This window comes from Hymenobacter glaciei, from assembly GCF_039539585.1.
GTDB classification, from domain to species: domain Bacteria; phylum Bacteroidota; class Bacteroidia; order Cytophagales; family Hymenobacteraceae; genus Hymenobacter; species Hymenobacter glaciei.
On record NZ_BAABDK010000032.1, the window covers coordinates 112,009 to 125,965 of the forward strand.

Below are 13,957 nucleotides of genomic sequence, written 5' to 3' on the forward strand. Positions count from 1 at the left end.
AGCCTTATGGCCACTTCCTCGTTTTCTATTCCGCAGCCCTGCACGCAGCCGTGGGCTGCCATGTCGCCCACCGCGGCCGGCCGTTTCTGCGCGGCCTGCGCTACCGAAGTCGTCGACTTCACCAACCTCAGCGAGGCGGAGATTCTGGCATTCCTGGCGCGGCAGGGCGGGCGGCCGGTGTGCGCCAATGCTTATGCTACACAAGCAGCCCCTTTGCCGGTGGGGCGCTGGCGACGTTGGGCGCTGGCAGGCCTGGCGCTGCTGGGCTGGCAGTCGGCCACCTCGTGCGCCACGCAGCCACCCCAGCAGCCACCCACTACTGCGGCCGCGCCCATGCCGGCAACTGCCGAACAGCAGCAGTCGGTCGTTATTCGCGGCGTCGTTCTCGACGGGGCCAATGGGCCCGGTGTGGCTGGCGCGTTCGTCTTCATCAACGATACCCAGTATGGTGCGGTAACCGACGAAAACGGCCGCTTCGAGCTGGTGCTGGCCCGCAGCTGGGAACCCATCCGCGCTGGTGCGCTCACGCTGCGCGTGCAGGGCAGCCCGTTTGTGTTCAAGCCCCAGGAAGTGGCGGTGAAGCTGCCCGCAGCCGGCGCGCCGGTCGAGTTGGTTGTCCGCATGGAATCGGTAGAGGGCCGGGGCCAGATTATGGGCAAGATTCGCCAGCCCGAGCCGCCGGTAGCTCCGCCCAAGGGGTAGACTTTTCTAATCTTCAGCTTTTCCGCTGCTATGATTTCGATTCCCAAGCCCTGCTCCGAAAACTGGGATGCGATGACACCTACTACTGCTGGCCGCTATTGTAGCCGCTGCCAGACCGAAGTAGTGGATTTCACTCGTATGACCGACGCAGAAGTGATGGCATTTATGACGGCGCGGCAGGGGCAGCACGTCTGCGCTTCTGTCTTGGCCCCGCCGATGGTGCCGCGCCATCCCAAGCGGATTAGCAGGCCATGGCGTTGGGTGTTGGCGGTAGCGGCTTTTCTGAGCGGACAGCAGCACGTTTCAGCTCTTGGGCTGCCTCCCCAACTGCCACCAGTTAGGGCTTCGCTGCTGAAGCAAACGACTCCGCAGACTATTATCACCCTTCGTGTTGTGGTGATAGATGACTCACTCAATGTGCCAGTTGAGCAGGGAATACGGGTTTATATCGACGACACTAAATACGGCGCTACCACGGATGAAAAAGGAGAATTCACTCTCCGATTTGCTTCCGACTGGGAACCAGCACGCGATGGGTATCTGGACTTAATAGTGCCAGCGGTTGGGTTTGGATTCAAGGAAAAAAAGCTAAGAATCAATCTTCAAGATGAAATTTCTGTTCCGTTCCTGATTCGGTTGAGCTCTACCCCGTCACGAGGACGAATCAGGGGATTGGCATTGTTTGATAGACCTGCGCCTGTATCACTGCCTAAAGTGCGCAAAAGCCTTCGCTGAACAATCAAACCTTTCGCCCCCTAAAAGCCTTGTGGCAGGGTATGAAAGTGCTGCGTTTTGCCCTCCTTTGCCTGCTGGCGGCCTGTGCGGCCCCACGGCCCACTACCCGTTTCAACCCCACCGCCCAGCGCGCCGAGCTGCCCCACGAGGAAGCCCCGCACCCAAAAAACTCGCTTGAATGGTGGTACCTCACCGGCCACCTGCGCGACCAGGCCACCGGCGAATCTTTCGGGGTTGAGTACGTCTTCTTCCACTTCAACCTGAAGGACGGCAAGCAGGACTGGCAAATGGTGAACGTGGCCCTCACCGACCCGCAGGGCCAGCAGTTTCACTACGACTACGACCTGGGCAAACTGCCGCGCCTGCTCACCGACTCGCTGCCTGTGCGGCTGCGCGAGCGCAAGGCTGGGCAGGTATGGACGTTCGACGGGCAGGAGGGAGCCTATCACCTCCAGGCTGCCCTTACCGGCAAAGCCAACGCCGGCTATGCCCTCGACCTGACCACCCGGCCCACGCGCCCCGTGGTGCTACACAGCGGCACCGGTTACGAAAACTACGGCAATGGCATCACGGCCGGCTACTACTCCTACCCGCGACTGGCTACCACCGGCACGCTTACCATCGGCGGCAAAACCCGCCAGGTAGCCGGCGAGCTGTGGTACGACCGGCAGTGGAACTGCACCAGCATCGTCGACAAAAACGTGGGCTGGGATTGGCTCAGCATCCAACTCGATGAGCCCCGCGAGGAGTTCATGCTGAACACGCTGCGCAACTCCGCCACCGGCCTACAGCTCAACAACGGCACCCTGAGCCGCCCCACTGGCGGCGACCTGCACCTGTCCGGTCCTGATTTCACCCTCACGCCCCTCACGTACTGGACGAGCCCGAAATCGAAGAGGAAGTACCCTGCCACCTGGCGCGTGCAGGTACCCGCCCAGGGCTACGACCTCACCGTGGAGCCGCTGGTGCCGCAGCAAGAGTTGGCGCTGCGGTTTTTCCACGCCTTCACCATGTATTACTGGGAGGGCATGTGCCGCGTGAAAGGCACGCGTAACGGCAAGCCCGTAACCGGCCAGGCCTACGTGGAGATTACAAACAGGTAGAACGCAGCCTTTGCTGCGTCCACGAGCACAGCGAGTGTTTTTCACAGCGAACCGGCAAAGGCTGCGTGCCATGCTCGTTCAATGCCTAACGCAGCAAAGGCTGCGTCCTACCCTCGTTCAATGCCCAACGCAGCAAAGGCTACGGCTACTGGTTCAGCACCACTCGGAAGGTAGTGCCACGTCCCATCTCGCTCCATTTCACGAAGAGCCGGCCCTCGTGGTAGTTCTCGATAATGCGCTTGGCCAAAGCGAGGCCCAGGCCCCAGCCACGCCTTTTGGTGGTGAAACCAGGCATGAACACGCTTTCGAGCTTGTTTTTGGGGATGCCCTTGCCGGTGTCGGTGATGTCGATGGCGACCTGCCGGGGCGGGTCGCCGCGGCGGTACCAGGAGCGGCGGGTACGCACGCGCCGTAGGTGCAGCGTGATGGAACCGCGGCCGTCCATGGCATCGACCGCGTTTTTGCAGATGTTTTCCACCACCCAGTCGAACAGCGGCACGTTGATGCGGGCGGGCGTATCCATTGGCAGGTCCGATTCAATCTTGAAGATGACCTTTTTCGACACCCGGCTTTGCAGGTATTCAATGGCATTGCGGGTAGTCTGGTACAGGTTTTCATCTCTAAGCACCGGCACCGAGCCAATGTTAGAAAACCGTTCCGTGATGATTTCCAGGCGGCGGATGTCCTTGCCCAACTCCTCTACAATGGGCTCATCCTTGAACCGGTCGGAGTCGCGCAGGTAATTTTGCCAGCCCACCAGGCTGCTGAGTGGGGTGCCCAACTGATGAGCCGTTTCCTTGGCCAGGCCCACCCACACGCGGTTTTGCTCGGCCCGGCGCGACGAGCTGAAGGCAAAGTAGGCGATAACACCCAGGCAGCCAATCACGACCAGCTGCACCAATGGGTAGGTGCGCAGCTGCCGCAGTAGCTGCGAGTCGCGGTAGAAAATGTAGTTCACCTGTCCCGCCCCAAACCTCACCACGATGGGCGGGTGCTGCTGCTTCATCAGCAGCAGCTCGTGCTGGAGCAGCGCCACCGAGTCGGCCTCGGCCACGTGCAGGGGCAGGGGTACGTTTTTGGCAGCGATTATATCTTGGCCATCGCTGCTGAGAATGACCGGGATGGTCGCATTGGCATTCACAATCTCGTTAACGACGAAGGTGCTGGATTCCGATTCGGCGTTGATGATGTACTCCTGCGCCTTGGCGTAGAGCTGAATCTGCTGCTGCTCGCGCTCCGACACGCGCTGCACCAGCCAGTTGGTGTAGATGATGGTGGCCGCTCCGATGAGCAGCGCCAGCACCGCCACCAGGATTTTTATGCGGGTTTTCTTCTCGTAAATCGGAATCATGAAGTGTAAAGTAGGACGCAGCCTTCGCTGCGTCGCGGGCCCGCGCCATATGAGCAGGCGGTAAAGGTGGTATCAGCAACACGTGTTGCATGCGAACCACGCGACGCAGCAAAGGCTGCGTCCTACCCCACCAGCACGGCGTCGCTGGCGGCAATCTCCTGCAGAATCTCCATTACATCGGCGGGCGTATCGGCATTCACCAGGCTGGTGCGCCAGGCTTTGGCGCCCTCCAGGCCGCGGAAGTAGTGCGCGTAGTGGCGGCGCATTTCGAAGATGCCCACTTTGGGCCCTTTCCATTCAATGCTGCGGTCGAAGTGCATTTGGCAGGCAGCCACGCGCTCTTCGAGTGTGGGCGGGGCCAGCAGCTCGCCGGTGGCCACAAAGTGCTTCACCTCCCGGAAAATCCAGGGGTAGCCGATGCTGGCCCGGCCAATCATCACGCCGTCCACGCCGTAGCGGTTTTTATACTCCACGGCCTTTTGGGGCGAGTCGATGTCGCCGTTGCCGAAGATGGGGATTTTGATGCGCGGGTTGTTTTTGATGCTGGCGATGAGGCGCCAGTCGGCCTCGCCCTTGTAGAGCTGGGCGCGGGTACGGCCGTGCACCGTAAAGGCAGCAATGCCGATGTCCTGCAGGCGCTCAGCCACTTCTTCCACGTTTTTGGTGCCTTCGTCCCAGCCCAGGCGGGTTTTCACGGTCACGGGCAGGTGGGTGTGGCGTATCACAGCGGCCGTCATGGCCACCATTTTGGGGATGTCCTGGAGCAGGGCCGCGCCCGCGCCCCGGCAGGCCACCTGCTTCACCGGGCAGCCGTAGTTGATGTCAATCAAATCGGGCCCCGCTTCGGTGCTGATGGCCGCGCACTCGCCCATCGTCTCAATGTCGGAGCCGAAGAGCTGGATGCCAATGGGCCGCTCGTAGTCGAAGATGTCGAGCTTTTTGCGGCTCTTGGCTGCGGCCCGAATTAGACCTTCCGACGAGATGAATTCGGTGTACATCAAATCGGCCCCGTTGGCTTTGCACACGGCGCGGAAGGGCGGGTCGCTCACGTCCTCCATGGGCGCGAGCAGGAGCGGGAAGTCGGGAAGCTGGATGTTGGGACCGATGTTGACCACGGGGGATAAGTTTATTTATTGGAACGTTATGCTTCGTCCAGTCCCGCCTGTCATCCTGAGCGGAGCGAAGGACCTTATCACGTTTGCGCCGTTAGATTTACTGCGAACCGTTCTGCGGTGATAAGGTCCTTCGCTCCGCTCAGGATGACAGGCGGGCCTAAGTTAAAAACTCCGGTAAATTTACGCCCTTCCCAACTTACGCCCTACGATGAAAGGTTTCCTGCCCCGCACGCTGCACCCCGGCTTGCAGATTCTGCTGCTGCTGGCTACGATGTTTATGGGGGCCTGCGTGGGCTACGCTATTGTGTTTTTGTGGGCGCAGGCAGGCTTCGGCGTGTCGATGCTGCAGGCACTCGGGATAATGACCAACCCATCGGCCTCACCTGAGGGCTGGGGGCTGCTGATGATGTTTCAGGGCGTGCTGCTGCTGTCGGCGTTTGGGGGCGGGGCGCTGGCGCTGGCCTCGGCAATGGGCTACCGCTGGGCCGAGTACTTCAACCCGCGCCGGCTGGGGGCGGGTTGGTGGCTACTGGCCGCTGCGCTGCTCATCGTAGTAATTCTGCCGCTGATGTCCGTCATCATTGCCTGGAACGCGGGCGCGCACTTTCCGGCCGCGCTGCACGATTTTGAGGTGTGGGCCCGCGCCAGCGAAGACCGCGCCGCCGTGCTCACCAAGTTTCTCACCAAGTTCAACTCCGGGGCGCGGTTTGCGGTGGGCGTGGTCGTGATTGCGCTGGTGCCGGCCATTGCCGAGGAGCTGGTGTTTCGCGGCGTGATTCAGAAAAACCTGGTGCGCTGGTTTTCGCCGCACATAGGCGTGTGGGTGGGGGCCGCCATTTTCTCGGCTATTCACTTCCAGTTTTTTGGGTTTGTGCCGCGCTTCGTGCTGGGGCTGGTGCTGGGCTACCTCTACCTCTGGAGCGGAAATATTCTGGTGAGCATGGCGGCGCACTTCACCCAGAATTTCTTGCAACTGCTCATCCTCTACCTCACCCAGCGCGGCCAGTTCGGCTGGGGCTTCGACCCTGATTCGACCGACGCCCTGCCCTGGACGCTGGTAATTCCCTCGGCGCTGCTCACGGCCGGCCTGCTCTACGTGCTCTATCGCAGCATGACGGCCCCCGCCGCGCCAACCCAAATGCTGACTATCGGCAGCGACGGCGTGCGCCAAACGGCGTAGAGACGCATAATTGCGTCTCAGCGTTCGCGCCGCCTGCCTCAGGTCGAACGACTTTCCCGAAACGTCCGTAACCGCACAACCAACAACGATTCCGTTCAACGACGACACGCGAATACGCGTCTCTACATTCCGCCCAACTTGGCCGATTCTACTATTCCCGTTACTCCCGAAACTGCTGCCGCTCCTGCCGGCCCCAGCAACCTGCGCCTGCGCATCATCTACGGCCTCATCGGAGCCGCCATGCTGCTGGGTAGCGTCTGGTTCAGCCCCTGGACGTTTGGGCTGTTCTTCGCCGCCGTGCAGGCCGTGATGCTGTGGGAGTTCTACCGCATGATGCGGGCGGGCGGCTACGTGCCAGCTACGTGGATTGGAGTTGGAGCAAGCACGTTGCTTTTTGCAATAATTCACATGTGGCAAGGACTAACTCAGTACTGGCATGCCCAAGCCAACAATACTTATGTTCAGATAGGCAAAACGTCTGTTCCAGTAGGTGGCGGTGCGTTGCCTGAGCAACAAATGGTTGTTGTGGGGTGGGCGCTTTCTGCGATTGGGACCATTTTACTGATTTTATTTCTGGTGCTCGTTTTACGCGAGATTTTTTTGTGGCCCCATTCCACTACGCCATTCGTGAATATTGCGACGACGTTTGGAGGCATATTTTACGTCGGGGTTCCCATTGCTTTGCTTCAGGTCATTGCTTACACTCAGCGGTATTCCACTGACCTCCTGCACTACGATTACCGCCGCATCTTCGCTCTGCTCTTCCTCATTTGGGCTTCCGACATCGGCGCGTACGCGGCTGGCAAAACCTTCGGCAAGCACAAAATGGCCCCCAAAATCTCGCCCGGCAAAACCTGGGAGGGCTGGGCCGGCGGCTTTATCTTAACCCTGGTAGTGGGCTGGGCCCTGGGCTTCATGCTGCCCGACATGCCCCTCACGCACCGCCTAATGGCGGCCGGCGTGGTAGCAGTGTTCGCGCCGCTCGGCGACTTGGCCGAGTCCATGCTCAAGCGCAGCGTGGGAGTGAAGGACTCGGGCAGCATCATGCCCGGCCACGGCGGGCTGCTCGATAGGTTCGACGCGTTTCTGCTGGTGCTGCCCGTGCTGGCGCTGCTGCAGTTGCTGGCCGGTTAGGCGAAGGGCAGGAACTCCAAAGAAAAACCAGGGCTGCCGCGCCCAGCGAGTGTGGTGTAAAAAAAAAACCAGGCTGCCGCGCCCAGCGGCAATCCTGAAAATAAAAAAACCAGGGCTCCCGCGCTCAGCGACGGCCTGAAAATAAAAAAACCAGGGCTCCCGCGCTCAGCGACGGCCTGAAAATAAAAAAACCAGGGCTCCCGCGCCGCGCGGGAGCCCTGGTTTTTTTAGGTTGAGTACTACCGCGCTGCGCGGCAGCCGGCTGTATGCTATCTGCCGCGTGGTGGCGCTAGGGGCGTACTGGCTGCCCGGGCGTTTGCGGCCATTGCCTTCCGCTTCAAGCCAAAAGCAATACCTTTGCGGCCCTAAACCGTATCCAACGTCCCACCCAACCCTCCCTCACCCTTTTATGGCAGCCCACACCGTGTATAAAGAACCGGCCCCCAAAGTCGACCGCGAAAACCCGCTCGAGTCGATGATGTCGCGTTTCAACATCGCCGCCGAAATCCTCGGCCTCGACGAAGAAACCTACAACGTGCTCAAAGCACCCGACAAGCAGGTTATCGTGCACATTCCGGTGACGATGGACAACGGTAAAATCCGCGTTTTCGAAGGCTACCGCGTTATTCACAACACTATTCTGGGCCCGAGCAAGGGCGGCATCCGCTACGATAAAAATGTGCACCTCGACGAGGTGAAGGCTCTCGCGGCCTGGATGACCTGGAAGTGCGCCGTGGTGGACATCCCCTACGGCGGTGCCAAGGGTGGCATCATCTGCGACCCGACCACGATGAGCGCCGGCGAAATCGAGCGCATGACGCGCGGCTACACGCTGGCCCTGAAAGACATTTTCGGCCCCGACCGCGACATTCCGGCGCCCGACATGGGCACCGGCCCCCGCGAAATGGCGTGGCTGATGGACGAATTCTCGAAAACCAACGGCATGACTTCGCCGGCGGTGGTAACCGGCAAGCCCCTGGTAATGGGGGGCTCGCTGGGCCGCACCGAGGCCACGGGCCGCGGCGTAATGGTGTCGGCCCTGGCCGCCCTCAAAAAGCTGGGCCTGAAGCCGACCGAAGTATCGGCCGCCATCCAGGGCTTTGGCAACGTGGGTTCGTGGGCCGCCGTGCTGTTGCACGAGCAGGGCGTAAAAATCAAGGCTGTGTCCGACATTTCGGGTGCGTACTGGAACGCCGATGGCATCAACATCGACGAAGCCATTGCCTACAAGAATGCCCACAACGGCCGCCTCGAAGGCTTCGCCGGCGCCACGCCGATGAACCCTGACGACCTGCTGACGTCCGATGTGGATGTGCTGGTGCCTGCCGCCGTGGAGGACGTGATTACCGAGCACAACGCGCACGACATCAAAGCCAAGCTCATCGTGGAAGGTGCCAACGGCCCCACTTCGGCTTCGGCCGACCCGATTATTAACGAAAAGGGCATTATGGTGGTGCCGGATATTCTGGCCAACTCGGGCGGCGTTACGGTGTCGTACTTCGAGTGGGTACAGAACAAGCAGGGCTTCAAGTGGACCCTGGAAATGGTAACCGAGCGCGCCGACCGCATCATGTCCGACGCCTTCGAGAAAGTGTACCAGACCAGCCAGAAGTATAAAATCCCGATGCGCATTGCGGCCTACGTAGTGGCTATCGACAAAGTAGCCCAGACTTATAAGTACCGCGGCGGCTTCTAAAAACCGAGCCGGCAACCGGGGCCAATTGGCTGCCGGGGCCGGTTTCAGCGGTAGGTTTGAAAGGCACGGGCCAGCCAGCTCGTGCCTTTTTGCTGTTCGTTGCTGACCTTTGCGGTAGTTTAGGGGTTGGGTGTTAGTCAGCCGTTGGCTGCCGCGCCCCGTTTAAGACCAATTGTTTACCGAAGCTGCGTCGTGTACGCGGTTTCAATTCGCGATTATGAAGATTCACAAAGAAGGAAGACGCATCCTGTTCGTCACGCTGCTGATTCTGCTGACCCTCAACCTGCTCATGTTTCAGTTCAACCGGGGGCAGGTGCTGGTGAACCGGCTGTTTGCCGGCGCCACGGTCATCATCTTCCTGCTGATTTTGCAGTTTTTCCGCAGCCCGTTCCGGCACATGTTCACCCACGAAGACCTGCTGCTGGCCCCGGCCGACGGCAAGGTGGTGGTGATTGAAAACGTGTTCGAGCCCGAGTATTTTGAGGACGAGCGCAAGCAAATCAGCATTTTCATGTCGCCCATCAACGTGCACGTCACGCGCAACCCGATTTCGGGCATTGTGAAGTATTTCAAGTACCACCCGGGCAACTACCTGGTGGCCTGGCACCCCAAAAGCAGCACCCAGAACGAGCGCACCACGGTAGTCGTCGAGTCCGATGCTGGCCCAATGGTGCTCTTCCGGCAGATTGCCGGGGCTATGGCCCGCCGCATTGTGTGGTATGTGAACGAGGGCGACGAAGTAACCCAGGGTGAGGAGTTCGGCTTCATTAAATTCGGCTCCCGCGTCGATGTATTCGTGCCCATGGACACGGAGGTAAAAGTAGAGCTGGGCCAGAAAGTAAAAGGTGGCACCACGGTTATCTGCCAGCTCAAGGTGTCGTAGATTGGCTCTTCAGTCGTTACCTGACAAAGCAAAAGGCCACCTCTTCAGGTGGCCTTTTTTAATGGATTTGCGCAAAGGATATGATGCTTAGGGCGGTTTCGTGGTCAGTGTACAGGTTGAACGATGTAGGGGCGGGGTCGTACCCGGTAGGGCTCGCCCCCGCCCGTCGTTGGACGGAGCCGGTCAACGGGCGTCAACGTCCGGGCGGGGGCAAGCCCTACCGGGTACGACCCCGTCCCTACATCCACTGACTCCGAAACGGCTTTAGATAACTCAATCGGGCTGGATAAGCGCTTGAATGGCCGCGTTGGAAATCTCGCCCTTGTCGGGAATGCCTGGTATGAGCCGGTGCAGAGATGGTTGCCACGGGTGGCCGGTAGTGAGGTACCAAGTGGAGGAAGGAGAGGCATCGTAGTAGCCCCCCAAACTGGGACCGTAGGAGTGGCCGGTTTTCTTTTCCTTCTCGCTAGAAGTGTTATAAATGTATTCGCACCCGAATTTTGCGTCCGTGTATACCCATTCCATCGCTACGTAGAAGCCCGCGGCTGGCACCGCTAGCTGATACAACAGCAAATCGACTTGGTGCCAGCCTTTGCGGCTGGCCGCAGTGAGCACAGATGTCGTTAGCAAATCGGTGCCGGGGGAACCGTTTGGTCCATCGGCAGCATAAATCCGCACCCGGAACGGAGCCTGCAAGGAAGTTTTTCCGCAGTGAGAACCGGGTTTAATAAAAAACCGCGCCGCCTGAATTACGCCCTGGGAACCCGGCTCGAACTTGCGCGCAACCTGCCAGCCTTTGCTACTTATGGCACTCACAACGCTGCCGCTAAAACCGAAGTGGTCGCCGTTAGCAGTCGGACCCAGTACGGTCGGGGGGCCGGGCGGGCGCACTACAGCTTCGGGCAGGGCTACTGCAGAGGCCCGGAGTGGCAACCGGCACGGTGAAGCAGTTGGTACAGCAAAAGGCCGTGCGTAGTAACCCAGTGAGGTGACCCGTAGCGAGTCGGCTGAGGTCAGAGCCCCGGGCAATGCCAGCACAAAAGTGCCCTGCTCGGTGGCTTGCACCCCAATATGCCGGGTCGGGATTTCCACAATCGCAAACGGCACTGCATGGCCAGAAGCGGCATCAACTATGTTGCCGGTGAGGGCTGCCTGCTGGGCTTGAGCTGTGACTGGCAGTAATGCCAGCAACCAAAGCAGCTGATAACAAGAGTAGAAAGAATGCGACAAGGTATCAGAGGGGATACGGTTAGCGGAACAACTTGCCAATGGAGGCTCGCGACTCGCAAATGGTTGCCAGGGTAGTGGGCGGTGCCTCGTGCCTGGTCGTCCAACACTGCAAATCTAGAGCGGTTTCGTGGTCAGTGTACAGGTTGAACGATGTAGGGGCGGGGTCGTACCCGGTAGGGCTTGCCCCCGCCCGTCGTTGGACGGAACCGGTCAACGGGCGTCAACGTCCGGGCGGGGGCAAGCCCTACCCCTACATCCACTGACTCCGAAATGGCTCTAGGTAAGAATGTGCGGCACGAATTCCGACAGGTTGGTAATCAGGCCCGTGTCGCGGCGAAAGCCGATGGCGCAGGCCTCGCCGGCCCAGAACACGCCGGCCTGGTAGCGACGACCCTGTGCGTCGGTGGGTAATTCAGCCCACTGCTGGTACAGCTGCGGCTGTTGGCTGAACTCGCCAGGAACCTCGGAGCCGGGGCTGCCGTCGGCCTGGATTTCGGCTACGTTCTGGCCTTCGCGCCCAAAGACTGGCTTGCGCACGCTGTGGCTGGCCAGGGGCTGCACGCTGGCTTCAAGCAGCAGCGGGTGGTGCGGAAACATCGTCCAGAGGTGGGCCAGTAAGGCTTTGCTCTGGAACAGGAGGCTGTAGGCTGGGTTTGCTATTACTACGTTGCGCGTGGCTAGCAAATCGACCAGGTCGGCGGTGAGAGCGGGCTCTTCTTCGGCCAGAATTTCCCACGGCACCAACTTGAACAGGAAGTCGAACCGCTGCCACTGGCCCGGCACCGTTTCGGCCCACACGCCGCGGTCTTCTGCATCCACGGATACACGCATGGCATCAACTGGGCACACGTACACATCGGCGAATCCAGCAATGCGCGCAGCTTCGGCCAGCGTGGTGCAGTTGGCTTCGTCCTCGGCACTGTCGGGCAAGTATACCAGCAGGAGGGTGGCTTGCCGGTCGTTGTTGAGGCCGCGCCAGTGGCGAAACTGGTCCTCCAGGCATTCGAACAGGCCATTGGCTTGGCGGTCATCCTGAGCTTGGCCGGCGGCTACCAGGCTGGCCCACTGCACCACCATGGTTTCGGGTAGGCTGGTGGCAGTGTCGGCGTTGAACTCGAGGAGCTTGGGCCCTTCCGCCGTCAGGGCCAGGTCGAAACGGCCGTAGATATGCCAGTGCCGCTCGTCGTGCCAGGAGAGCCGCACGGCTTCCCACAGGTTGGGCGGAATGGCCAACTGTTGCAGGAACTCATCGGGCAAAGCGTCGGGAATGGCCTGCACCAGCATGTCGTAGAGCATGTCGGCAGCTTGCAGTAGGGCTTCAGCTTCGTTTTCGGGCAGCTGCACGGCTTCGCGGGCCACGTAATTCTGGCAGGCATCTTCGATGGCCCATTCCCAGCCCAGCGCGCGCACAGCGGGCGATACATCACCGGTGAGGGGGAGGAGATTAATCATCCTTGGAATGAAATCAATGTTGAAACAGAACGTCATGCAGAGCGCAGCGAAGCATCTCGCGTGCAACTACTAATTTCTTGCAATTGAATTACTGCCCCGAGCGAGATGCTTCGGCGGCGCTCAGCATGACGTTGATTTACGGGCTTGCACTACCCACTACCCCCCGAAGCCCCGGAAGCCGCCGCGGCTGCCAAAGCCGCTGCTGCGGCCCGCCGGCGCGCTGCTACGGAAGCTGGGGCGTGGGGAAGCCCGCAGCGTAGAGCGGCTTTCCTGAATGCCCGCCGTGGGCGAAGTGCGGCCACCGCCGAACCCGCGGCCGAAGAAGCCCCGGCCGCTCTGGCGCTCGCGGGCCACGTTGGCGCGCCAGCCTTGGTTTTGCTGCATCACGCCGGGGTTGGCGTAGTAGCCGGGGTTGGGCGTCATGTAGCGGCCCGCCATGAAGCCAATACCACTCCACATCAGCACGTTCATCATGCCGCTGTTTTGGACGTGGTTTTCGGGGTTCTGGCGGCTGTACTCCTGCATCTGGCGTTGCAGGGCCTGGCCTTGCAGGGTATCGGTTTTGCCGTCGATATGGTGCAGGATAGCGGCTACCTCCTCCTTGCCGGCGGGACGTTCGGCGGTTACTTTCCACTCGTTGGGCTTCACCTCGGTCATTTCGGTGATGACGCCCTGGCTGTAGGTTTCGCCGCCCCAACTGGCATCCGCCCCGTTTTCGGCGGCGCGGCTTTCCACCGTGTCGTTGGAGGAACAAGCGGGCAGCGCGAGGCCCAGGCTGCTGGCGGCGGCTAGCAGCAACACGTTGCGGCGCCAGTCGCCGAGGGAGTGAAAGTGCTTTTTCATGGAGAGGAAAGGAGATGAAATAAAAGGGGAATAGCGCTGCTTTAAAACCACTGCGCCGCCAGCTGCATCAGCTGTTCCAGCGCGGCCTGGTCGTCGTGGTCGAAATCGTTGAGCTGGTCGCTGTCGACATCAAGCACCGCTACCACCTGACCGTTTTTAAGGATTGGTACGACGATTTCTGATTTTGAATCGGAGCTGCAGGCGATGTGGCCGGGGAAAGCTTCTACGTCGGGCACCAGCAAGGTTTCGGCCCGCGCCCAGCTGGCGCCGCATACGCCCTTGCCATGGCGGATGCGCGTGCAGGCAATAGGTCCCTGGAAAGGACCGAGCACCAGCTCATCACCTTTCACCAGGTAAAAGCCCACCCAGAAAAATCCGAAGGCCTGGCGCAGCGCGGCGGCCGTGTTGGCGAGGTTGGCGGTCAGGTCGGGCTCGCCGGTGGTGAGGGCCTCAATCTGGGGCAGCAGCTGGCGGTACTGCTCGGCTTTGGTAAGCGTGGTATCGAGAGTGAGAGATTCGGACATGATAATTTT

Annotated in this window: 13 protein-coding genes; 7 read left to right on the forward strand and 6 right to left on the reverse strand. The window is 60.4% G+C overall.

What is annotated here, in order from left to right:
• Positions 1-6 precede the first annotated feature (6 nt).
• Genes ABD837_RS21390 through ABD837_RS21400 form a run of 3 tightly spaced genes read left to right on the forward strand, consistent with a single transcriptional unit; the run spans position 7 to position 2,540 of the window.
• Positions 7-702, forward strand: a complete 696-nt coding sequence (locus ABD837_RS21390; RefSeq protein WP_345058673.1) for a peptidase associated/transthyretin-like domain-containing protein — start codon at positions 7-9, stop codon at positions 700-702.
• 30 nt (positions 703-732) lie between these two features.
• Entirely contained in the window at positions 733-1,437 is a 705-nt protein-coding gene (locus ABD837_RS21395) for a peptidase associated/transthyretin-like domain-containing protein (RefSeq protein ID WP_345058675.1), read from the forward strand.
• A gap of 41 nt (positions 1,438-1,478) precedes the next feature.
• Positions 1,479-2,540, forward strand: a complete 1,062-nt coding sequence (locus tag ABD837_RS21400; RefSeq protein WP_345058677.1) for a lipocalin family protein — start codon at positions 1,479-1,481, stop codon at positions 2,538-2,540.
• A gap of 145 nt (positions 2,541-2,685) precedes the next feature.
• Here the strand turns inward: ABD837_RS21400 and ABD837_RS21405 are convergent, their stop codons facing one another.
• Both ABD837_RS21405 and dusB read right to left on the reverse strand, forming a co-directional pair.
• Entirely contained in the window at positions 2,686-3,891 is a 1,206-nt protein-coding gene (locus ABD837_RS21405; RefSeq protein ID WP_345058679.1) for an ATP-binding protein, read from the reverse strand.
• Between the two features lie 122 nt (positions 3,892-4,013).
• On the reverse strand, positions 4,014-5,006 hold the full coding sequence (gene dusB / locus ABD837_RS21410) for a tRNA dihydrouridine synthase DusB (RefSeq protein WP_345058681.1): 993 nt from the start codon (positions 5,004-5,006) through the stop codon (positions 4,014-4,016).
• 208 nt (positions 5,007-5,214) lie between these two features.
• On the opposite strand from dusB, the gene ABD837_RS21415 reads away from it, so the two are divergent.
• The 4 genes from ABD837_RS21415 to ABD837_RS21430 all read left to right on the forward strand — a co-directional run bounded on the left by ABD837_RS21415 (position 5,215) and on the right by ABD837_RS21430 (position 9,899).
• Positions 5,215-6,186, forward strand: a complete 972-nt coding sequence (locus ABD837_RS21415; RefSeq protein ID WP_345058683.1) for a CPBP family intramembrane glutamic endopeptidase — start codon at positions 5,215-5,217, stop codon at positions 6,184-6,186.
• Between the two features lie 138 nt (positions 6,187-6,324).
• Entirely contained in the window at positions 6,325-7,320 is a 996-nt protein-coding gene (locus ABD837_RS21420; RefSeq protein WP_345058685.1) for a phosphatidate cytidylyltransferase, read from the forward strand.
• 409 nt (positions 7,321-7,729) lie between these two features.
• Positions 7,730-9,016 (forward strand): Glu/Leu/Phe/Val family dehydrogenase, encoded by a 1,287-nt coding sequence (locus ABD837_RS21425; protein ID WP_345058687.1) that lies wholly within the window; start codon positions 7,730-7,732, stop codon positions 9,014-9,016.
• 217 nt (positions 9,017-9,233) lie between these two features.
• Positions 9,234-9,899 (forward strand): phosphatidylserine decarboxylase family protein, encoded by a 666-nt coding sequence (locus ABD837_RS21430; RefSeq protein WP_345058689.1) that lies wholly within the window; start codon positions 9,234-9,236, stop codon positions 9,897-9,899.
• A 273-nt stretch (positions 9,900-10,172) separates the two neighbouring features.
• On the opposite strand, the gene ABD837_RS21435 is transcribed toward ABD837_RS21430, so the two are convergent.
• The 4 genes from ABD837_RS21435 to ABD837_RS21450 all read right to left on the reverse strand — a co-directional run bounded on the left by ABD837_RS21435 (position 10,173) and on the right by ABD837_RS21450 (position 13,948).
• Positions 10,173-10,595, reverse strand: a complete 423-nt coding sequence (locus ABD837_RS21435) for a hypothetical protein (protein WP_345058691.1) — start codon at positions 10,593-10,595, stop codon at positions 10,173-10,175.
• 810 nt (positions 10,596-11,405) lie between these two features.
• Positions 11,406-12,581 carry a glutathionylspermidine synthase family protein gene (locus ABD837_RS21440; RefSeq protein ID WP_345058693.1) on the reverse strand — a complete coding sequence of 392 codons (1,176 nt, stop codon included), beginning with the start codon at positions 12,579-12,581 and terminating at the stop codon, positions 11,406-11,408.
• Between the two features lie 156 nt (positions 12,582-12,737).
• Complete coding sequence (locus ABD837_RS21445) at positions 12,738-13,424, reverse strand: Cj0371 family chemotaxis-regulating polar lipoprotein (RefSeq protein ID WP_345058695.1); 687 nt, start codon at positions 13,422-13,424, stop codon at positions 12,738-12,740.
• A 41-nt stretch (positions 13,425-13,465) separates the two neighbouring features.
• Entirely contained in the window at positions 13,466-13,948 is a 483-nt protein-coding gene (locus ABD837_RS21450) for a GAF domain-containing protein (RefSeq protein WP_345058697.1), read from the reverse strand.
• Between the last annotated feature and the right edge of the window lie 9 nt (positions 13,949-13,957).

What these genes read in the sequence shown, in the direction of transcription:
- ABD837_RS21440 (WP_345058693.1), bottom strand. Translation starts at nt 12,581, where the DNA reads ATGATTAATCTCCTCCCCCTCACCGGTGATGTATCGCCCGCTGTGCGC.
- ABD837_RS21445 (WP_345058695.1), bottom strand. Translation starts at nt 13,424, where the DNA reads ATGAAAAAGCACTTTCACTCCCTCGGCGACTGGCGCCGCAACGTGTTG.
- ABD837_RS21450 (WP_345058697.1), bottom strand. Translation starts at nt 13,948, where the DNA reads ATGTCCGAATCTCTCACTCTCGATACCACGCTTACCAAAGCCGAGCAG.
- ABD837_RS21405 (WP_345058679.1), bottom strand. Translation starts at nt 3,891, where the DNA reads ATGATTCCGATTTACGAGAAGAAAACCCGCATAAAAATCCTGGTGGCG.
- ABD837_RS21390 (WP_345058673.1), top strand. Translation starts at nt 7, where the DNA reads ATGGCCACTTCCTCGTTTTCTATTCCGCAGCCCTGCACGCAGCCGTGG.
- ABD837_RS21430 (WP_345058689.1), top strand. Translation starts at nt 9,234, where the DNA reads ATGAAGATTCACAAAGAAGGAAGACGCATCCTGTTCGTCACGCTGCTG.
- ABD837_RS21395 (WP_345058675.1), top strand. Translation starts at nt 733, where the DNA reads ATGATTTCGATTCCCAAGCCCTGCTCCGAAAACTGGGATGCGATGACA.
- ABD837_RS21400 (WP_345058677.1), top strand. Translation starts at nt 1,479, where the DNA reads ATGAAAGTGCTGCGTTTTGCCCTCCTTTGCCTGCTGGCGGCCTGTGCG.
- ABD837_RS21415 (WP_345058683.1), top strand. Translation starts at nt 5,215, where the DNA reads ATGAAAGGTTTCCTGCCCCGCACGCTGCACCCCGGCTTGCAGATTCTG.
- ABD837_RS21425 (WP_345058687.1), top strand. Translation starts at nt 7,730, where the DNA reads ATGGCAGCCCACACCGTGTATAAAGAACCGGCCCCCAAAGTCGACCGC.